Below are 19,302 nucleotides of genomic sequence, written 5' to 3'. Positions count from 1 at the left end.
TGAACGTACGTGACGTGTGGACGTACTGGACGTGTGGACGTACTGGACGTGTGGACGTACTGGACGTGTGGACGTACTGGACGTGTGGACGTACTGGACGTTCTGGGAGAGACAGAATCCCCTGTTTCAGTAGGACTTGGGGAGTCCCAGGGACTGATGGGATACGTAGTTCAGGATCATTTCCCGGCTGACGGGCGCGATCCGGGCCACCCGGGCGGCGGTGATGAGGGACGCCAGGCCGTACTCACGGGTGAGCCCGTTGCCACCGAGGGTGTGGACGGCCTGGTCGACGGCCCTGACGCAGGCTTCCGCGGCGGCGTACTTGGCCATGTTGGCGGCCTCGCCCGCGCCGGTGTCGTCGCCCGCGTCGTAGAGGTGGGCGGCCTTCCGCGTCATGAGCCGGGCGAGTTCGAGTTCGATATGGGCCTGGGCGAGCGGGTGCGCGATGGCCTGGTGGGCACCGATGGGCTCCTGCCACACCTGGCGGGTCTTCGCGTACTCGACGGCCCGGTCCAGCGCGTACCGGCCCATGCCGAGGGCGAAGGCGGCGGTCATGACGCGCTCGGGGTTGAGCCCGGCGAAGAGCTGGAGCAGCCCGGCGTCCTCGTCGCCGACGAGCGCGTCGGCGGGCAGCCGTACGTCGTCGAGGACCAGCTCGAACTGCTTCTCCACGGCCTGGAGTTCCATCTCGATCGGGGAGCGGTGGAAGCCCTCGGTGTCGCGCGGGACGATGAACAGGCACGGCTTGAGGCTGCCGGTCCGGGCGTCCTCCGTACGGCCGACGACAAGGGTCGCGTCGGCGAGGTCGACGCCGGAGATGAAGACCTTGCGGCCGTTCAGCACCCAGTCGTCGCCGTCCCTGCGCGCCGTGGTCGTGATCCGGTGGGAGTTGGAGCCCGCGTCGGGTTCGGTGATGCCGAAGGCCATGGTGAGGGTGCCGTCCGCGAGACCGGGCAGCCACTGGCGCTTCTGCTCGTCGGTACCGAAGCGGGAGATGACGGTGCCGCAGATGGCGGGTGAGACGATCATCAGCAGCAGCGGGCAGCCGGCGCCTCCCAACTCCTCCAGAACGAGGGAGAGTTCGGCGATCCCGCCGCCTCCCCCGCCGTACTCTTCGGGGAGGTTCACGCCGAGGTAGCCGAGCTTGCCGGCCTCGCGCCAGAGGGTCTCGCGGTCGTATCCGCGTCCGTGGCGGCGGCCGAGGGCGGCGACGGCGGCGCGGAGCGCGGTGTGCTCCTCGCTCTCGATGATGCCGCTGTTGCTCATCATGCCGATTCCTCCTGTGCGTCCTGTGCGTGCGGGTCGTCCGGGGCGTCCGGGGCGTCCGGGGCGTCCGGGGCGGTGACGACGGCGAGCAGGGTGCCGACCTCGACCTGGCGGCCGGGGGCGGCGTGGAGCGCGGTGAGCGTGCCGGAGGCGGGAGCGATGACGCGGTGCTCCATCTTCATGGCCTCCAGCCAGATGAGGGGCTGCCCGGCGGTGACCCGGGCGCCTTCGGCCAGCCCGGGGGCGAGCCGTACGACGGTTCCCGGCATCGGCGCGAGCAGCGAGCCGGGCGGGGCGCGGTGGCCGGTCTCGCTGAAGCGTGGCCGGGCGATCAGCCGGTACGCGCCGGTGGCGGTGTCCACATGGACCTCGTCGCCGTACGCACGGACGTCGAAGTGCCGTACGACACCGGCGATTTCGAGGCTGACGCGGTGCGGCCCGGCGGCTACGACCCGCACCTCGTCGCCGTCGTCACCGTTGCCGCCCTCGCGGCCCTCGCGGCCCTCGTAGCCCTCCTCGGCCTCCACCACGAAGCCGTCACGGGTGGCCCGGTAGCGCACCTCGTGCTCGCCGTACGTCTTGCGCTGCGCGGGGGCGGCCACATTGCGCCAGCCGCCGATCCGCGCGGGGAGCGTATCGCCGCTGGTACGTGCCGCCGCGTCGGCGAGCGCGGCGGCGACGGCCGCGCACCGCTCACCGGGGACGGGGGTGGTGAGCGCGTCCAGCCGCCGTTCGTAGAAGCCGGTGTCGAACCGTCCGCCGGTGACGTCGGGGTGGCCGAGGGAGCGTACGAGCAGTTCCCGGTTGGTGCCGGGGCCGTGCACGCGGGCGCGCCGCAGCGCGTGCCGGAGCGCGCGCAGCGCCTCGGCGCGTGTGGGGGCCCAGACGATGACCTTGGCGAGCAGGGCGTCGTAGTGCACTCCGATGGTGTCGCCGTCGCTGTAGCCGGTGTCGACGCGCAGACGTGGCGCAGCGGCGGCGGCCACCGGAACAAGCCCCGGCGCAGTCCCCGGCACCTCCAGCGTGTGCAGCCGCCCCGTCTGCGGCGCCCACCCCGCCGCCGGATCCTCCGCGTAGAGCCGCGCCTCCACCGCGTGCCCCTCGGACGGCGGCGGCTCCGCCGGGAGCGCCGCGCCCTCCGCGACGGCGAGTTGCAGGGCCACCAGATCCAGCCCGAACACCTCCTCCGTCACCGGGTGTTCGACCTGGAGGCGGGTGTTCATCTCCAGGAAGTACGGCCGCCCCTGGGGCGAGAGCAGGAACTCGACCGTGCCCGCGCCCCGGTAGCCGACCGCGCGGGCCGCGACCACGGCCGCCTCGCGCAGTACGGCACACAGCTCGTCCGGGAGGCCGGGCGCCGGGGACTCCTCGATCACCTTCTGGTGGCGGCGCTGGAGGGAGCAGTCCCGGGTGCCCAGCGCCCACACCGTGCCGTGCGCGTCCGCCAGGATCTGCACCTCCACATGTCTGCCGCGCTCCACATACGGCTCGGCGAACACCTCCCCGTCCCCGAACGCGGACGTCGCTTCCGCCGAGGCGGCCCGCAACTCCCCTTTCATCTGCGCGAGTTCGCGCACGATCCGCATCCCCCGCCCGCCGCCGCCCGCCGCCGCCTTCAGCAGCAGCGGCAGGTCGGCCCCGGTGGCGGTGGCCGGATCCACCGGCGCGAGCAGTGGTACGCCCGCCGCCGCCATCAGCTCCTTCGCCCGGGTCTTGGACGCCATCGCCTCGATGGCGCCCGGCGGCGGCCCGACCCAGACGAGGCCCGCGTCCAGCACCGCCCGCGCGAACTCCGCGTTCTCGGAGAGGAAGCCGTAGCCGGGATGCACCGCGTCGGCGCCCGCCGCGAGCGCCGCCTTCACGATCAGGTCGCCGCGCAGATAGGTGTCGGCGGGCGCGGCCCCCGGCAGCCGTACGGCCGCGTCCGCCTCCCGTACGTGCAGCGCGCCCGCGTCGGCGTCCGAGTGGACCGCTACGGTGGCGATCCCCCGTGCGCGGCAGGTCCGGAAGACCCGGCAGGCGATCTCGCCCCGGTTGGCGACGAGCAAGGACTCGATCATCAGGACCTCACATCCGGAAGACGCCGAAGCCGCCCCGCACACCCTCGACCGGGGCGGTGTGGACGGCGGACAGGCACAGGCCGAGGACGGTACGGGTGTCGCGCGGGTCGATGACCCCGTCGTCGTACAGCCGCCCGGACAGGAACACGGGCAGCGACTCCGACTCGATCTGCCGCTCCACCATCGCGCGCAGCGCCGCGTCCCCGCCTTCGTCGTACGGCTGTCCCTTCGCCGCCGCCGAGGCCCGCGCCACGATCGACAGGACCCCGGCGAGCTGCTGCGGGCCCATCACCGCGGACTTGGCGCTCGGCCAGGCGAAGAGGAAGCGCGGATCGTACGCGCGGCCGCACATGCCGTAGTGCCCGGCGCCGTACGAGGCGCCCATCAGCACGGACAGATGCGGGACCCGGGAGTTCGAGACCGCGTTGATCATCATCGCGCCGTGCTTGATGATGCCGCCCTGTTCGTACTCCCTGCCGACCATGTAGCCGGTGGTGTTGTGCAGGAAGACGAGGGGGATGTCGCGCTGGTTGGCGAGCTGGATGAACTGCGCGGCCTTCTGCGATTCGGCGGAGAACAGCACGCCCTGCGCGTTGGCGAGCACCCCCACCGGGTAGCCGTGCAGCCGCGCCCAGCCGGTCACCAGGCTCGGCCCGTACAGCGGTTTGAACTCGTCGAAGTCCGAGCCGTCCACGATCCGGGCGATGACCTCGCGCGGATCGAAGGGGATCTTCAGATCGCCGGGGACGATGCCGAGCAGTTCGTCCTCGTCGTACTTCGGCGGCTCTGCCGGGCCCGGATCGGGGTGTGCCTTGCGCCAGTTGAGCCGGGCGACGATCCGCCGCGCGCGCCGGATCGCGTCCGGTTCGTCCAGCGCGTAGTGGTCCGCGAGCCCGGACGTACGGGCGTGCATCTCGGCGCCGCCGAGCGATTCGTCGTCGCTCTCCTCGCCGGTGGCCATCTTCACCAGGGGCGGTCCGCCGAGGAAGACCTTCGACCGTTCCTTGATCATGACGGTGTGGTCGGACATCCCGGGGACATACGCCCCGCCCGCCGTGGAGTTGCCGAAGACCACCGCGACGGTGGGGATACCGGCGGCGGAGAGCCGGGTGAGGTCGCGGAAGAGCGCGCCGCCGGGGATGAAGATCTCCTTCTGGGACGGCAGATCGGCGCCGCCCGACTCGACCAGGCTGATGACGGGCAGCCGGTTGGCGAAGGCGATCTCGTTGGCGCGCAGGGCCTTCTTCAGCGTCCAGGGGTTGGAGGCACCACCGCGTACGGTCGGGTCGTTGGCGGTGATCAGACACTCGACGCCCTCGACCACGCCGATGCCGGTGACCATGGACGCGCCGACGGGGTAGTCGCTGCCCCAGGCGGCGAGCGGGGACAGTTCGAGGAACGGGGTGTCGGGGTCGAGCAGCAGCTCGATCCGTTCGCGCGCGAGCAGCTTGCCGCGCTTCCGGTGGCGGGCCACATACTTCTCGCCGCCGCCGGCCAGGGCTTTGGCGTGTTCGGCGGCCAGTTCGTCGAGCTTGCCGAGCATGGCGGCGCGGTGGGCGCCGTACTCGGGGGACGCGGTGTCGAGGGCCGAGGGGAGCACGGTCACAGCAGGACCTCCGGGATATCGGCGTGCCGGGCGCGCAGCCATTCACCGAGCGCCTTCGCCTGGGGATCGAACCGGGCCTGCGCGGCGACGCCTTCACCGAGCAGCCCCTCGACGGTGAAGTTGACGGCGCGCAGCCGGGGCAGGAGGTGACGGACGACGGTCAACCCCCGGCTTTCCGGGATCAGTTCGCGGAATCTGTCGGTCGTCAGCTCATGGGCCAGCCAGCGCCAGCCGTCCTCGCTCCGCGCCCAGACGCCCACGTTGGCATCGCCGCCCTTGTCGCCGCTGCGGGCGCCCACGACGAGTCCGAGGGGCGCGCGACGGGTGGGCAGGCCGGCGGGCAGCGGTTCGGGCGGCGGGGGCGCCGGGACCGGCTCAAGCGCACGGGTACGTAAGGGAGTCGGCACCGCCACACGCCGCCCGTCGGGGAGCACGGCCGTGTGGGCGGCCTCGGACGCGTCGACGTACGCCGCCTCGAAGACCCCGTACGGCACGCCCGTGCCCGGCGGGGCGGTCACATGGAACCCGGGGTAGCTGCCGAGCGCCAGCTCGACCGCCGCCCCGCTGACCGTCCGGCCCACCACCTCCGGATCGCTGTCGCGTACGACGAGGCGCAGCAGGGCGCTGGCGGTCTCCTCGGTGCCGGCGTCGGGCCGGTCCGTACGGGCCAGCTCCCAGCGGACCTCGGCGGGGCGCCGTCCGGCGAGCGCGTCCTCGACCTGGCCGCGCACCAGCCGGGCCTTGGCGTCGATGTCGAGGCCGGTGAGGACGAAGACGATCTCGTTGCGCAGGCCGCCGAGCCGGTTGAGGCCGACCTTGAGGGCCGGGGGCGGCGGCTCGCCCCGTACGCCGGAGATCCTGACGCGGTCGGGCCCGTCCTGGTCGAGCCGTACGGTGTCGAGGCGCGCGGTGACCTCGGGCCCCGCGTACCGGGCGCCGCCGGTCTCGTACAGCAGCTGCGCGGTGACCGTACCGAGGTCGACCACCCCGCCCGTGCCGTCGTGCTTGGTGATGACCGCCGAGCCGTCGGCGTGGATCTCGGCGAGCGGGAAGCCGGGGCGGCGTACGTCGTGCCGGGTGAAGAAGGAGTAGTTCCCGCCGGTCGCCTGCGTACCGCACTCCAGCACATGGCCTGCGACGACCGCGCCCGCGAGCGCGTCGAGATCGCCGGGGCGGTCGGCGTCCCAGCCGAAGTGCGCGGCGGCCGGCCCGGTCACCAGCGCCGCGTCCGTCACGCGTCCGGTGACCACGACATCGGCTCCGGCCCGCAGACAGGCGGCGATCCCGGCGCCGCCGAGGTAGGCGTTGGCGGTGAGGACGTCGTCACCCCAGCCGCCTCGGGCGAGGAGATCGTCCCCCTCGACATGGGCGACCCGTACCGGCACGCCCACCCGCTCGGCCAGCGCGCGTACGGCGGCGGCGAGTCCGGCCGGGTTCAGTCCGCCCGCGTTGGTGACGATCCTGACGCCCCGCTCATGGGCGAGTCCAAGGCCCTCCTCCAGCTGTCGCAGGAACGTCTTCGCGTACCCCGCGTCCGGGTTCTTCAGCCGGTCCCGGCCGAGGATGAGCATGGTCAGCTCGGCGAGATAGTCGCCGGTGAGGACGTCGAGCGGACCGCCCGTCAGCATCTCGCGCAGCGCGTCGAAGCGGTCGCCGTAGAAGCCGGAGGCGTTCCCGACGCGCAGCACTCCGGGCGCGGAACCGGCCGCAGAACCGGCCACGGAACCGGTTGGAGAGACAGGCGGGGAAGCAGGCGGGGAACCGGCCGTCATCAGGCCCCCTTGGGCGCGCGGCCGGGGCCCGCCGGTCCGGCGAAGGCCTGCGCGATGTCCAGCCACGCGTCGGCGTCGGGGCCCTCGGCCCGTACGGCGAGATCCGCGCGGTGCGCCCGCTGGGTCACCAGCAGACAGAAGTCGGGTGCGGGCCCGGTCACCCGCTGGGCGGCGTCCTCGGGGCCGTAGGTCCATAACCCTCCGCCGGGGGCGGTCAGTTCGACACGGAACGGCTCGGCGGGCGGCTGCTTGCCCCGGACGAGAAAGGCGTAGTCACGGGCCCGTACACCGATCCATGCCACATGCCGCAGCCGCGCGGTCGGCTCGCGGCGTACGCCGAGCGCGTCCGCGATGTCCTGGCCGTGCGCCCAGGTCTCCATCAGCCGTGCGGTCGCCATGGAGGCGGCGCTCATCGGTGGCCCGTACCAGGGGAAGCGTGCGCCGGGCGGCGCCCCGCGCAGGGCCAGGTGCAGCCGCGCGCGGCCGTCGCGCCAGCGCGCGAGCAGTTCGGCGGGCGGGAGCGCGGCGCCGGCCGCCGCGCCCTCGTCGACGAAGGTGTCGGGGGCGGCGCGGGCCTTGCCGGATTCGGCGGCGAAGCCCTCCGGGTCGGTCACGGCGAGCAGCGCGGCGGAGTCGGTCCAGGTCAGATGCGCGATCTGATGGGCCACGGACCAGCCGGGCGCCGGGGTCGGAAGGGCCCATCTCCCGGGCTCCAGCGGGGCGACCAGCCGGTCGAGTTCCTCGCTCTCGCCATGCAGATCGCTGCGCGGATCACCGTGCGAATCGTCGAGCACTGCGGCAGAGCCGGAGTCGGACACGGATGCGCTCCCCTCGGGACACGGCGGTGTGCGTGCCCCGGAGCATGGCAGCGCCCGGAGAAACAATCAAGCGTGCTTGCTTTGCTGTTACGGGGTCTCTTCCCCGGCCGCCTCGCGGGCCGTTCTCCGGCTCGGCTCCGAGGCAGGGCTCGGGTTCGGCTTCCGGCTCGGCTTCGGGTTCGCGTGGCCGATCTGCGTACGTACCGCCCCCATGCTCGCCACGATGACCAGCGCGATCGCCAGCGCGTCGGTGGCGGAGAGCGCCTGGTGCAGGACGAGGAATCCGGCGGTCGCCGCGATGGCCGGTTCCAGACTCATCAGCACGGCGAAGGTGGGGGCGGGCAGCCGCCGCAGAGCGAGCAGTTCGAGGGTGTAGGGGAGGACGGAGGACATCACCGCGACCGCGAGAGCGAGCCCGAGCGTGGAGGGCACCAGCAGTTTCGAGCCGGACTCCACGATGCCCAGCGGGAGGGCGAGCAGCGCGCCGATCGCCATCGCCAGCGCGAGCCCGTCGGCCTGCGGGAAGCGCCGGCCGGTGCGGGCGCTGAAGACTATGTACGCGGCCCACATGGCGCCCGCCCCGAGCGCATATGCCGTACCTATGGGGTCGAGCCGGTCGAAGCCGCCACCACTGAGAAGCAGCACACCACCGAGCGCGAGCCCCGCCCACAGGAGATTGACCAGCCGCCGCGAGACGATCACGGAGAGCGCGAGCGGCCCGATGACTTCCAGGGTGACGGCCGCGCCCAGCGGGATACGGTCGGCCGCCTGGTAGAAGAGGCAGTTCATGGCGGCCAGGACGGCGCCGAAGGCGATCACCGTGCCCCAGTCGGCGCGCGAGTGGCCGCGCAGGGCGGGCCGGCAGACCGCGAGCAGCACGATCGCGGCGAGCGCGAGCCGCAGCGAGACAACACCGAGGGCGCCGGTCCTGGGCATCAGCAGGACGGCGATGGCGGCACCGAACTGTACGGAGAGCCCGCCGGCCACGACCAGCGCGACGGGCCCGAGGGAAGCCCGCTTGCCACCGGCGGGCCGGCCGGGCCCGGCGGAGTCGCCGGTCTGCGCGGCCTGTGCGAGCTGCGCGGCCTGGACGGACCCGGTGGCTTCCGGCAGTGAGACAGCGGCGGCAGCGTCGACAGCGGCGGCAGTGGTACGCGGCTCTTCCACCGGATTCCTCCCTCGGTTCGGTTCAGTGCACTTGCAGTCCAACATACTGCACTTGCGCGACGGCCTTTCACGCTGCCTTCCACGGTCACGCTAGGGCCCCGGCCTGCACCCCGTGAAATGAATAGTGGGCTGCCGTTATGCTCCGGACGCATGAGCATTGAGCTGCGCCATCTCCGCTGCTTCCTCGCCATCGCGGAGGAGTCCAGTGTGACCAGGGCGGCGGCCCGGCTGCATCTCACCCAGCCCGCCGTCTCCCGCACCCTCGCCGCGCTGGAGAAACACCTCGGCGTACGGCTCGCGGAGCGCTCCACCCACCATCTCGCCCTCACCGCCGAGGGGCGCGCCTTCCGCGACCGGGCGGCCTCGGCCGTCGCCGCGTTCGACGACGCCCTCGATGTCGAGCGGCTGCGCCGCCGGCCGCTCCGGGTCGGCCACGCGTGGTCGGCCTTCGGCCCGTACACCACACCGCTGCTGCGCCGCTGGGAGCGGGAGCGTCCCGAGACCCCGCTCGAACTGCTGCGGATCGACGACCGTACGGCCGGACTGGCCCGGGGCGAGGTCGACGCGGCGCTGCTGCGCGGCCCGGTGGAGACACCCGGGCTGGTCATGGAGTTCCTGTTCACCGAGGCCCGGATCGCGGCGGTCCCGGCCGACGGACCGCTGGCCGCGCGTACGTCCCTGACGCTCGCCGATCTGGCGGCGGAGCCGCTGATCGTCAACCGGGTATCCGGCACGACGAGTCCCGCGCTCTGGCCGCCGGGCGCCGGTCCGGCGACCACCGTCACGGTCACCAACACCGACGACTGGCTGACGACCATCGCCGCGGCGCGCGGCATCGGCGTCACGGGCACCTCGACGGCCTCCGTGCACCCTCACCCCGGGGTCGCCTACCGGCCCCTGCCCGATGCCCCGCCGCTCCAGGTCTTCCTGGTCCGGCGCGAGGGCGCGGGGCATCCGGCGATCCCCCATCTCGCCGCGCTGGCGCACGAACTGGCGTCGGGAGCCTGACCGCGCCCGACCACGGCCACGTTCACACCAGCGCGCGCGACCACGGCCACGTTCACACCAGCGCGCGCGACTGCGGCCACGTTCACACCACCGCGCTCACACGGCCGCGCCCGATCCCGCCCCGTTCACCCGCATGCGCGCTACCGCGCGCCCCCTCGACGGGGGGTGAACACACTGATGTCGACTCGCCCTCAACGTCTCAGCAGAGGAGAGAGACATGCCCATGCCCTCCACTCCCGGGCGGCGGATACGTTCGCGTCCCGGCCCGAGGAGAGGTTCACGTACCGGCCCTCGGATACGTTCGCACAGCGTGTGCGCCCTCGCCGCGATGTTCACCGCGACGGCGTTCGCCAACGCCATCCCCGCCGCCGACGCCGCCGCTGCCGCCGACCACTCCGCGAGCCGCGGTGTCACCGCCGCCAAACCGACGATCGTGCTCGTGCACGGCGCCTTCGCCGACGCGTCGAGCTGGGGAGATGTCGTCCCCAACCTGCAGAACGACGGCTACCGCGTCATGGCCCCCGCCAATCCGCTGCGGGGCCTGCACGGCGACGCGGCCTACATAGCCAGCTTCCTCAGAAGCATCAAGGGCCCCATCATTCTGGTCGCCCACTCCTACGCCGGCGCGGTGATCAGCGGTGCCGCGGTAGGCAATCCGCACGTCAAGGCGCTCGTCTACATCAACGCGCTGATGCCCGACAAGGGCGAGGTCCTCTCGGTCCTGTCGGGCAAATTCCCGGGCAGCGAACTCGGTACGGCCACCAACTCCGTTCCGTACACGCGGCCCGACGGATCCACCGGCACGGATCTCTACATCAAGCCCGAGCGGTTCCGGGCCGTGTTCGCCGCCTCCCTGCCGGAGACCATCACCGAGGTACTGGCGGCGACGCAGCGCCCCATCGACGCCCAGGCGTTCGCCGACACGGCCGGTCCCGCCGCCTGGAAGACCATCCCCTCCTGGGCCCTCGTCTCCACCCAGGACAAGACCATCTCCCCCGAGCTTGAGCGCTTCGAGGCCAAGCGGGCCCGGTCCCATACCGTCGAGATCAGCGCCCCGCACCTCGCCATGCTCGCCGATCCCAAGGCCGTCACCGATCTGATCCTCGACGCCGCCACGTCCCGGGCGGCGGGCGGCGAGCCGGACGAGGCCCTGGCCGCCACCGGCCCCAACCCGTCGGTCGTCGCGGGGATCGCCGGCACGGCCGTCGTCGCGGGGGCGAGCCTGATCTCCGCTGCCCGCAGGCGACGGCCCACCGCGAGCTGACGCGCGGAAGCGCGACCACAGGAGCACCACCAGCACGCGGGCACGAGCGCGCGAGCACGAGCACGCGGGCACGGGCACGCGAGCACGAGCACGCGGGCACGGGCACGCGAGCACAGCAGCACCAGCACAGGAGCCGGCCGAGGGGCCCGGACGGTTCACGGCACGAGCGCCACCGTCACGCCGTCACCACTCCTCCCGTCACCGCCTCTCGGCCGGCCTTTCCGTCGATTTCTCCGGCGGTTTCCTCTCCTTCAGCGCCTCCGACAGCACCTCCGCCAGGTGCCGCGCCCGGTGGCCCCCCAGCTGCGCCAGCTGCGTACGGCACGAGAAGCCGTCCGCCAGGATCTCCGTTCCCTTTCCGGCCGCCCGCACCGACGGCAGCAGCTGATCCTCGGCGCACGCCACCGACACGTCGTAATGGCCGCGTTCGAAGCCGAAGTTGCCCGCCAGCCCGCAGCAGCCGCCGCTCAGTTCGCCGGTCAGGCCCGCGCGCTCACGCAGCCGCCGGTCCGCCGCGTCGCCCAGGACCGCGTGCTGGTGGCAGTGCGTCTGGCCGGTGACCGGACGGTCCAGCCTGGGTGGCCGCCACCCCGGCGCGCACTCCTCCAGGGCCTGGGCGAAGGTCCGTACGGACGCGGCCAGCCGCGCCGCGCGCGGGTCGTCGCCCAGCAGCTCCGGCAGATCCGTGGTGAGCGCGCCCGCGCAGCTCGGCTCCAGGACGACAACGGGCAGGCCCGCGTCCAGCAGCGGTTCCATCAGATCCAGCGTGCGGCGCATGACCGTACGCGCCCGGTCGAGCTGGCCCGTCGAGACATAGGTCAGTCCGCAGCAGACCCGGCCCCCCTGCGGCGCCGCCACGACCCCGACCCCGGCCGCCTCGAACACCCGTACCGCCGCCCGGCCCACCGACGGCGTCAGGTACTCGGTGAAGGTGTCCGGCCACAGGACCGCGGAACGGCTGCGCGCGAAGACCTCCGTACGGGCCTTCAGATGCCGCCCCAGCCACCGTCCGAAGGGCTCGGGCGCCAGCCGCGGAATCGTACGCTCCGGGGCGATGCCCCCCAGCCGCTTGGCGAGCGACGCCAGCGGCGGCACCCGCGCCGCCGCGTTCAGCACCCGCGCGAACGGCGCCGCCAGCCGCAGCCAGCGCGGCAGCAGGCCCATCGCGTAGTGCGCGGCCGGCCGCAGCCGGCCCGCGTAGTGGTGGTGCAGGAACTCCGCCTTGTACGTGGCCATGTCCACGCCCACCGGGCAGTCGCTGCGGCAGCCCTTGCAGGACAGACAGAGGTCCAGCGCGTCCCGTACCTCCGTCGAGCGCCAGCCGTCCGTCACCACCTCGCCCGCGAGCATCTCGTGGAGCAGCCGGGCGCGCCCGCGCGTGGAGTGCTGTTCCTCCCCGGTCGCACGGAACGACGGGCACATCACCCCCGGCCCGGAACCCTGGCCGGAACCCTGCTGGGAACCCGCCCCGGAACCCTGCCCGGAACCCGCCCCGGCTCCCGGACCGGGCCCGCCCACCCGGCACTTGGCGACCCCCACGCACCTGCGTACGGCCGCCGAGAAGTCCCCGCCTCCCGGTCCGTCGTGCGGATAGCCGAACGCGACCTCGACGCGCTCGCGCGGCAGTACCGCGAAGCGCAGATTCTCGTCGAGCCGCGCCGGGCGGGCCAGCACACCCGGGTTCATCCCGCCCGCCGGGTCCCACAGGTCCTTGAACCGGCCGAAGAGCCCGACCAGTTCGTCCCCGTACATCCTCGGCAGCAGCTCCGAGCGCGCCAGCCCGTCGCCGTGCTCGCCGGAGAGCGAGCCGCCGTGCGCGACGACCAGCGACGCCACCTCCTCCGAGAACCGCCGGAAGCGCCCTACCCCGTCGTCGGTCAGCAGGTCGAAGTCGATACGGACATGGATACAGCCGTCGCCGAAGTGCCCGTAGGGCGTGCCGCGCAGGCCGTGGTCCGCGAGCAGCGCGCGGAAGTCGCGCAGATACGCGCCGAGCCGGGCGGGCGGCACCGCGCAGTCCTCCCAGCCGGGCCACGCCTCCGTGTCGTCGGGCATCCGGGTCGCGGTCCCGGCGGCGTCCTCCCGTACGCGCCACAGCGCCCGCTGTCCGGCCGGGTCGGCCACGACCGTGCCGTCCAGCGCGTCGGCCGCCCGGAGGATCGCGGTGGCGGCGGCCCGCGCCTCGCCGGGCGTCGCGCCGCCGGTCTCCACGAACAGCCAGGCCCCGCCGCGCGGCAGTCCGTGCCCGCCGTCGCCCCGTACGCGCACGAGGTCCTCGGACATGCCCTCGACCGTCAGCGGACCGTACGGGAGCAGCCCGGCGGCGGCTTCGGCGGCGGCGCTCTCGTCCGGGTAGCCGAGGACGGCCAGGGCGCGGGCCGGGGGCGACTCGACGAGCCGGACCGTCGCTTCGGTGACCACCCCGAGCGTGCCTTCGCTGCCGCAGAAGGCGCGGGCCAGATCGGTGCCGGCCTCGGGCAGCAGCGCGTCCAGCGCGTATCCGGAGATCCGCCGGGGCAGCCCGGCGGGGAAGCCCGTGCGCAGCGGCGCGAGATGGCCCTCGACCAGCTCGCGCACCCCGGCGGGGGCGCCGTCCCAGCCCCTGCCGAGGCGCAGCGCGGCGCCGCCGTAGGTGGTCACCGACAGCTCGTGGACATTGTCGGCGGTCGTGCCCCAGGCCACCGAGTGCGCTCCGCACGAGTTGTTGCCGATCATCCCGCCGAGCGTGCACCGGCTGTGTGTGGACGGATCGGGGCCGAAGGTCAGCCCGTACGGCCGGGCCGCCTCGCGCAGGGCGTCCAGGACAACGCCGGGCTGGACGACCGCCGTACGCGCCGCCGGGTCCACGGACACGATCGACCGCAGATGGCGCGTGAGGTCGAGCACCACGCCCAGGCCCGTGGCGTTCCCCGCGATCGAGGTCCCGGCGCCGCGCGGCACCACCGGCACCCCGTACGTCCGGCAGACCGCCAGCGCCGCCGCCACGTCCGCCGCGTCGCGCGGGGCGACGACTCCGACCGGTACCCGCCGGTAGTTGGACGCGTCCATGGTCGTCAGCGCTCTGGCCGCCGCGCCGAAGTCCACCTCACCGCGCACGGCCTCCCGCAGCGCCGCCGCCACTTCCGTGGCCGGTGCCGCGTCCGTCGCCGGTGCCGTCGCTTTTCGTGCGTTGCGTGTATCCCGCATATTCCGCGTATCGCGCTCAGCCATGAATCCAGCATGCCCCCGCCGCACTCACCGTCCCGGTTTTTCCCGGTTCGCCGCTCCCGGACCAGCGAAGAAAGGAAACAGGAAACTCCCAAACTGATCGTCAATTCTCATATAGTGGCCACCGTTTGAGCAATATCCAACAGCGCCCGCGCCCCTCATCCCCGGACGGCCCGGGCGGCCGACCGCCTTCCCGATCCCCACGTCCTGGAGCAGGTGCGCGTTGGACTCCGTAACCTCCGAACGGACCACCGGCCCGTCAACGGCCCGGCCGGCCCTGGCCAGTACCGCCGACAACGGTCTGAAGATCGTCATCGTCGGCGGCTTCGGCGTCGGCAAGACGACCATGGTCCGTTCCGTCAGCGAGATCCGTCCCCTCAACACCGAGGAGGCGATGACACGTGCCGGCCAGGACATCAGCGAACTCGCCGGGCTCGACGGGCTCCAGAGGAAGAACACGACCACCGTCGCCTTCGACTTCGGCCGGATCTCCCTCGACGCGCGCTCGGTGCTCTATCTCTTCGGGGCTCCCGGGCAGGAACGTTTCTGGTATCTCTGGGACCGGCTCTTCTCCGGCACCCTCGGCGCGGTCGTACTGGTCGACACCCGCCGTCTCTCCGACTCCTGGTACGCGATCGACCGGCTGGAGCACCACGGCATTCCCTTCATCCTGGCCTGCAACGACTTCGGCGGGCCCGTCCACACCGAAGAGGAGATCCGCGCGGCGCTCGTGCTGGCGCCGGACGTGCCGCTGGTGGAATGCGACGCGCGGGACCGCTCGTCCAGCAAGTACGTACTGATCACGCTGGTCGAGTACCTCCACGCCCTGTCCGAGAAAAGAGCGGCGGCCGGGAGAAGAGCCCCGGCCACGGACGTGAAGGCGGAGACCGCCCCGTAACGACCGCCGCGCTCCCTGACCGACGGTCGTACTCCCTAAGGGTGAAGCTCTGACCGTGGAGACGGGGCGGCGATGGCGCGAGCGGGGCCGCCGTGGCCCCCGTCCCACGCCCCGGGGCGGGTGTCTCACCCGACGGACACGGTTATCGGCGGTGCGACGGGAGGGACTACGCTCCGGCCCGTGGCCGATATCCAGATTCCCGCTGACATCAAGCCCGCCGACGGCCGTTTCGGCGCAGGCCCCTCCAAGGTGCGGACGGAGGCGGTGGACGCGCTGGCCGCCACCGGTACGTCGCTCCTCGGCACGTCCCACCGCCAGGCCCCGGTCAAGAACCTGGTCGGCGCGGTGCGTGAGGGCGTACGGAGCCTCTTCGCGCTCCCCGAGGGCTACGAGGTGATCCTGGGCAACGGCGGCTCCACCGCCTTCTGGGACATCGCGACGCACGGTCTGATCGAGAACAAGTCTCAGCACCTCTCCTTCGGTGAGTTCTCCTCCAAGTTCGCCAAGGCGGCCAAGCTCGCGCCGTGGCTGGCCGACCCGACCGTCATCTCCGCCGACCCCGGCTCGCACCCGGACCCGAAGGCCGAGGCGGGCGTCGACGTCTACGCGTTCACCCACAACGAGACCTCCACGGGTGTCGCGGCCCCGATCAAGCGCGTCGCGGGAGCCGACGAGGGTTCACTCGTCCTGGTCGACGCCACCTCCGGCGCGGGCGGCCTGCCGGTCGACATCGCCGAGACGGACGTCTACTACTTCGCCCCGCAGAAGTCCTTCGCCTCCGACGGCGGCCTGTGGATCGGCGTCTTCTCGCCGGCCGCGCTGGAGCGCGCCGCACGCGTCCACGCCTCGGGACGCCATGTCCCCGAGTTCTTCTCGCTGCCGACGGCGATCGACAACTCGCTGAAGAACCAGACGTACAACACCCCGGCGCTGGCCACGCTCTTCCTCCTCAACGAGCAGCTGAAGTGGCTCAACTCGCAGGGCGGCCTGGACTGGTCGGCCCGCCGTACGGCCACCTCCTCGCGCACGCTCTACGGCTGGGCCGACGCGTCCAAGTACGCGACTCCGTTCGTGGTCGACCCGGCGAAGCGCTCGCAGGTCATCGGCACGATCGACTTCGCGGACGAGATCGACGCGGCGGCCGTCGCCAAGACGCTGCGCGCCAACGGCATCGTCGACACCGAGCCCTACCGCAAGCTGGGCCGCAACCAGCTGCGCGTGGCGATGTTCCCGGCGATCGACCCGGCCGACATCGCGGCGCTGACGGAGTGCATCGACTACGTGATCGAACGCCTCTGACAGTTCGGATCCACTGATCCGGAACGTCGCTTCCCGGGCCCCGGCGCACGCACTTGGCGCCGGGGCCCGACGCATGCGCCCCCGCAGCTCATCTCATTTGCTCAGCCGCTGGAACCTCCGTACCGCCAGTGGTATGAAGACCGCCGTCAGCGCCACCGGCCAGGCCACCGACAGCAGCAGTGCGTGCTCCTCCGGCCAGGTGCCGCCGCTCGCCACGGGATTGCCGAACAGCTCCCGCGTCGCCGTCACCGTCGAGGAGACCGGGTTCCACGCCGCCACGGTGCCCAGCCAGTCCGGCATCAGCGAGGGCGCCACGAAGACGCTGGAGATCATCGTGAGCGGAAAGGCGACCACGAAGAGGTTCCCCGCCGCTTCCGGGCCGGGGACCAGCAGGCCCAGCCATACCCCCACCCACATCAGCGAGAAGCGCAGGAGCAGCAGCAGCCCGAAGGCCCCGAGCGCGCCCGGGAACCCGCTGTCCCACCGCCAGCCGATCGCGAACGCCGTCGCGGCCAGGATCAGCAGCTCCGCCATCGCCGTCAGCAGATCGCCGACTCCCCGGCCCGTGACCACCGCCGACGGGGCCATCGGCATCGACCGGAACCTGTCGATGACCCCCTTGGTGCTGTCGGTGACCACCGCCACCGCCGTGTTCATAAAGCCGAAGGCCATCGTCATCGCGAACATCCCGGGCATCAGGAACTCCCGGTAGTCGCCCCCGCCCGGCACTCTCATGGCGCTGCCGAAGACATACCCGTACAGCAGCACGGAGACGATCGGAAAGCCCAGCTGCCAGACGATATAGACCGGTTGGCGCTGGTAGTGCGTCAGCCCTCGCCGCACGACATTCCAGCAGTCGGCCACCGCCCAGTACGCCCGGCCATGGCCGCTTCCGTAGTCGCTCCCGGTCTCCCGGTCCAGCGCGACACTCATGCCGCCACCCCCTCCTTCATGTCGGTCGCCACGTCCCCGTCCCCGTCCCCGTCCGCGTCGGTGTCGGAGCCGGGGCCGGCGTCGACTCCCGTACGGCGCCCGGTCAGCCGGAGGAACACGTCATCGAGGCTCGGTCTGCGCAGCCCGATGTCCTCCACCGCCGTCCCCCGGTCCTGGAGCGTGCGCGCCACCTCCGTCAGCGCGGCCACCCGGTCGCTCACCGCCGCGTGCACCCGGCGGGCCGCGTCGTCCGTCTCCACCGCCGCGTCGGCCACCCGCGCCACCGCCTCGACCGCCGCCGGTATGTCCGCGTGCTCCGCCACCACGACCTCGATCCGGTCACCGCCCACGGTGTTCTTCAGCTCGGCGGGGCTGTCGTCCGCGATCGCCCGCCCCTGGTCGATGACCGTGATGCGCGAGGCGAGCTTGTCCGCCTCGTCCAGATACTGCGTGGTGAGCAGTACGGTCGTACCCCCCGCCACCAGGGCACGGACCGCGTCCCAGACCTCACCGCGCCCGCGCGGATCGAGCCCGGTCGTCGGCTCGTCGAGGAAGAGGACCTGCGGGGCGAGGATCATCGACGCGGCCAGGTCCAGGCGCCGCCTCATCCCACCGCTGTACTCGCCGACGCCCTTGCCGCCCGCCTCCGCCAGATCGAACTGCTCCAGCAACTCACCGGCGCGCAGCGCCGCCCGCCGCGAGCCCAGGTGGAAGAGACGGCCGAACATCTCCAGGTTCTGCCGGCCGGTCAGGATCTCGTCCACCGCCGCGTACTGCCCGGCGAGGCCGACCCTGCTCCGTACCCCCCGGGGATCGCGCGCCACATCGACGCCCGCCACCTCCGCCCGCCCGCCGTCGAACCGCAGCAGGGTCGCCAGCACACGGACCGCGGTGGTCTTGCCCGCGCCATTGGGACCGAGCAGCCCGTGCACGGTGCCTCTGCGCACGGCGAGGTCGAAGCCGTCGAGCGCGTACTTCCCTCGTCTCTCCCCCGGCCCCCCACCGCTCCCCGTCCTCTCCCGTTTCCCCTCGTTCTTCCCGTTCTTCCCGAACCGCCCCTTCTCCCCGTACCTCTTCTGAACCGCCTCCGCCAGCACGGCATGTTCGTTCACAGCCCCTCCCAGGCAAGCCATCGGTCATCGGTCGCCGATCAACTGAGTACAGCGTACCCACATCAGAGTACGCCGTACTCATTTTCTTTCCAGGGGATTACGCTGAGCCCATGACATCGACGGAATCGACCGGCAGCGGCAATGTCGCGCGCAGCCTCGAACTCCTCTGGGGATCGGGCGAACGCCCCAGCCGCGGCCCCAAGCCCGGCCTCACGCTCGACCGGATAATCACGACCGCCGTCGCTCTCGCGGATGCCGAGGGCCTGGACGCGGTCTCGATGCGCCGGCTCTCCACCGAGCTGGGCACGGGCACCATGTCGCTCTACCGGTATGTGCCCGGCAAGGCCGAGCTGATCGATCTGATGCTGAACCAGGTACAGGGCGAGACGGCCACATTGACCGCGAGCCTCACCCCCGGCTCCGGCTGGCGCCCCGCCGCCGAGGCGATGGCGCGCGCCGCGCTCGCGCTCCACCAGCGCCACCCCTGGCTGCTCTCCGTGAACCAGGCCAGGCCGGTCCTCGGCCCGAACACGGTCAGCGGGCTGGAGAAGACGCTCTCCGCGATCAAGGGCATGGGGCTGAGCGACCCGGAGCTGATCTCGGTGATCATCATGATCGAGGGCTATGTCACCGGGGTCGCCCGTACGCATGTCCATGCCGTCGAGGCGGAGAACAGGTCGGGCATCACCGACCAGGAGTTCTGGCAGGCGCAGGAGCCCGTGCTGTCGAGGGCCATGAACAGCGGGGTGTATCCGGTCATGGCCTCCCTGTCCGAGGAGGCGTTCGGCCCCGAATTCGACCACTTCGAATTCGGGCTCCAGCGGATCCTCGACGGCCTGGAGGTACTGGTCGAACGACGCGCGGCGGAGCGGGATACGGCGGGATGACGCGA

14 protein-coding genes and 1 pseudogene are annotated in these 19,302 nt (G+C 72.4%); 6 read left to right on the top strand and 9 right to left on the bottom strand.

From position 1 onward, the window contains the following. Positions 1-126: 126 nt before the first annotated feature. The 6 genes from ACFRKB_RS15700 to ACFRKB_RS15675 all read right to left on the bottom strand — a co-directional run bounded on the left by ACFRKB_RS15700 (position 127) and on the right by ACFRKB_RS15675 (position 8,689). Positions 127-1,266: an acyl-CoA dehydrogenase family protein gene (locus ACFRKB_RS15700; protein WP_383106395.1), complete on the bottom strand. Its 1,140-nt coding sequence runs from the start codon at positions 1,264-1,266 to the stop codon at positions 127-129. Further along, positions 1,266-3,326, bottom strand: coding sequence for an acetyl/propionyl/methylcrotonyl-CoA carboxylase subunit alpha (locus ACFRKB_RS15695; RefSeq protein ID WP_383106333.1), 2,061 nt, complete (start codon positions 3,324-3,326; stop codon positions 1,266-1,268). The genes ACFRKB_RS15700 and ACFRKB_RS15695 overlap by 1 nt, the downstream gene beginning before the upstream one ends. A gap of 7 nt (positions 3,327-3,333) precedes the next feature. Next, positions 3,334-4,932 carry an acyl-CoA carboxylase subunit beta gene (locus tag ACFRKB_RS15690; protein ID WP_383106331.1) on the bottom strand — a complete coding sequence of 533 codons (1,599 nt, stop codon included), beginning with the start codon at positions 4,930-4,932 and terminating at the stop codon, positions 3,334-3,336. Then, complete coding sequence (locus tag ACFRKB_RS15685; protein WP_383106330.1) at positions 4,929-6,704, bottom strand: acyclic terpene utilization AtuA family protein; 1,776 nt, start codon at positions 6,702-6,704, stop codon at positions 4,929-4,931. The genes ACFRKB_RS15690 and ACFRKB_RS15685 overlap by 4 nt, the downstream gene beginning before the upstream one ends. Then, positions 6,704-7,522 carry a TIGR03084 family metal-binding protein gene (locus ACFRKB_RS15680; RefSeq protein WP_383106329.1) on the bottom strand — a complete coding sequence of 273 codons (819 nt, stop codon included), beginning with the start codon at positions 7,520-7,522 and terminating at the stop codon, positions 6,704-6,706. The genes ACFRKB_RS15685 and ACFRKB_RS15680 overlap by 1 nt, the downstream gene beginning before the upstream one ends. 87 nt (positions 7,523-7,609) lie before the next feature. Continuing rightward, positions 7,610-8,689, bottom strand: a complete 1,080-nt coding sequence (locus ACFRKB_RS15675) for an EamA family transporter (protein ID WP_383106327.1) — start codon at positions 8,687-8,689, stop codon at positions 7,610-7,612. A gap of 150 nt (positions 8,690-8,839) precedes the next feature. Between ACFRKB_RS15675 and ACFRKB_RS15670 the strand changes: the two genes are divergently transcribed. Together ACFRKB_RS15670 and ACFRKB_RS15665 are read left to right on the top strand one after the other, a co-directional pair. Beyond that, positions 8,840-9,697, top strand: coding sequence for a LysR family transcriptional regulator (locus ACFRKB_RS15670; protein WP_383106326.1), 858 nt, complete (start codon positions 8,840-8,842; stop codon positions 9,695-9,697). Between the two features lie 310 nt (positions 9,698-10,007). After that, positions 10,008-10,961 carry an alpha/beta fold hydrolase gene (locus tag ACFRKB_RS15665; protein ID WP_383106325.1) on the top strand — a complete coding sequence of 318 codons (954 nt, stop codon included), beginning with the start codon at positions 10,008-10,010 and terminating at the stop codon, positions 10,959-10,961. Positions 10,962-11,159: 198 nt separating this feature from the next. On the opposite strand, the gene ACFRKB_RS15660 is transcribed toward ACFRKB_RS15665, so the two are convergent. Continuing rightward, positions 11,160-14,171 (bottom strand): FAD-binding and (Fe-S)-binding domain-containing protein, encoded by a 3,012-nt coding sequence (locus ACFRKB_RS15660; RefSeq protein ID WP_383106323.1) that lies wholly within the window; start codon positions 14,169-14,171, stop codon positions 11,160-11,162. 150 nt (positions 14,172-14,321) lie between these two features. Between ACFRKB_RS15660 and ACFRKB_RS15655 the strand changes: the two are divergent. The 3 genes and pseudogenes from ACFRKB_RS15655 to serC form a co-directional block, all read left to right on the top strand. Continuing rightward, positions 14,322-14,408, top strand: a pseudogene (locus ACFRKB_RS15655) (DUF742 domain-containing protein); the annotation flags it as partial. After that, a complete protein-coding gene (locus ACFRKB_RS15650; protein ID WP_383106321.1) occupies positions 14,392-15,066 on the top strand; it encodes a GTP-binding protein in 675 nt (224 codons plus the stop codon). The pseudogene ACFRKB_RS15655 and the gene ACFRKB_RS15650, both read left to right, overlap by 17 nt. 180 nt (positions 15,067-15,246) lie before the next feature. Further along, positions 15,247-16,365: a phosphoserine transaminase gene (gene serC, locus ACFRKB_RS15645; protein WP_383106319.1), complete on the top strand. Its 1,119-nt coding sequence runs from the start codon at positions 15,247-15,249 to the stop codon at positions 16,363-16,365. Between the two features lie 93 nt (positions 16,366-16,458). Here the strand turns inward: serC and ACFRKB_RS15640 are convergent, their stop codons facing one another. Together ACFRKB_RS15640 and ACFRKB_RS15635 are read right to left on the bottom strand one after the other, a co-directional pair. Further along, on the bottom strand, positions 16,459-17,298 hold the full coding sequence (locus ACFRKB_RS15640) for an ABC transporter permease (protein WP_383106317.1): 840 nt from the start codon (positions 17,296-17,298) through the stop codon (positions 16,459-16,461). Next, positions 17,295-18,431, bottom strand: a complete 1,137-nt coding sequence (locus tag ACFRKB_RS15635) for an ATP-binding cassette domain-containing protein (RefSeq protein ID WP_383106316.1) — start codon at positions 18,429-18,431, stop codon at positions 17,295-17,297. Before ACFRKB_RS15635 ends, ACFRKB_RS15640 begins: the two co-directional genes overlap by 4 nt. Before the next feature lie 89 nt (positions 18,432-18,520). Here ACFRKB_RS15635 and ACFRKB_RS15630 point away from each other — a divergent pair, with 89 nt between their 5' ends. Beyond that, positions 18,521-19,297: a TetR/AcrR family transcriptional regulator gene (locus ACFRKB_RS15630; protein WP_383106315.1), complete on the top strand. Its 777-nt coding sequence runs from the start codon at positions 18,521-18,523 to the stop codon at positions 19,295-19,297. The last annotated feature ends 5 nt before the right edge of the window (positions 19,298-19,302 follow it).

It is taken from the genome of Streptomyces scopuliridis (assembly GCF_042790125.1).
Taxonomy (GTDB): Bacteria; Actinomycetota; Actinomycetes; order Streptomycetales; family Streptomycetaceae; genus Streptomyces; species Streptomyces scopuliridis_A.
Note: the sequence above shows the minus strand (reverse complement) of the source record. Positions and strands in the feature narration are given on the sequence as shown.

Excerpts from the sequence above, each read along its gene's own strand:
- ACFRKB_RS15700 (WP_383106395.1), bottom strand. The coding sequence starts at position 1,266 with ATGAGCAACAGCGGCATCATCGAGAGCGAGGAGCACACCGCGCTCCGC.
- ACFRKB_RS15695 (WP_383106333.1), bottom strand. The coding sequence starts at position 3,326 with ATGATCGAGTCCTTGCTCGTCGCCAACCGGGGCGAGATCGCCTGCCGG.
- ACFRKB_RS15685 (WP_383106330.1), bottom strand. The coding sequence starts at position 6,704 with ATGACGGCCGGTTCCCCGCCTGCTTCCCCGCCTGTCTCTCCAACCGGT.
- ACFRKB_RS15670 (WP_383106326.1), top strand. The coding sequence starts at position 8,840 with ATGAGCATTGAGCTGCGCCATCTCCGCTGCTTCCTCGCCATCGCGGAG.
- ACFRKB_RS15660 (WP_383106323.1), bottom strand. The coding sequence starts at position 14,171 with ATGGCTGAGCGCGATACGCGGAATATGCGGGATACACGCAACGCACGA.
- ACFRKB_RS15640 (WP_383106317.1), bottom strand. The coding sequence starts at position 17,298 with ATGAGTGTCGCGCTGGACCGGGAGACCGGGAGCGACTACGGAAGCGGC.
- ACFRKB_RS15635 (WP_383106316.1), bottom strand. The coding sequence starts at position 18,431 with ATGGCTTGCCTGGGAGGGGCTGTGAACGAACATGCCGTGCTGGCGGAG.
- ACFRKB_RS15630 (WP_383106315.1), top strand. The coding sequence starts at position 18,521 with ATGACATCGACGGAATCGACCGGCAGCGGCAATGTCGCGCGCAGCCTC.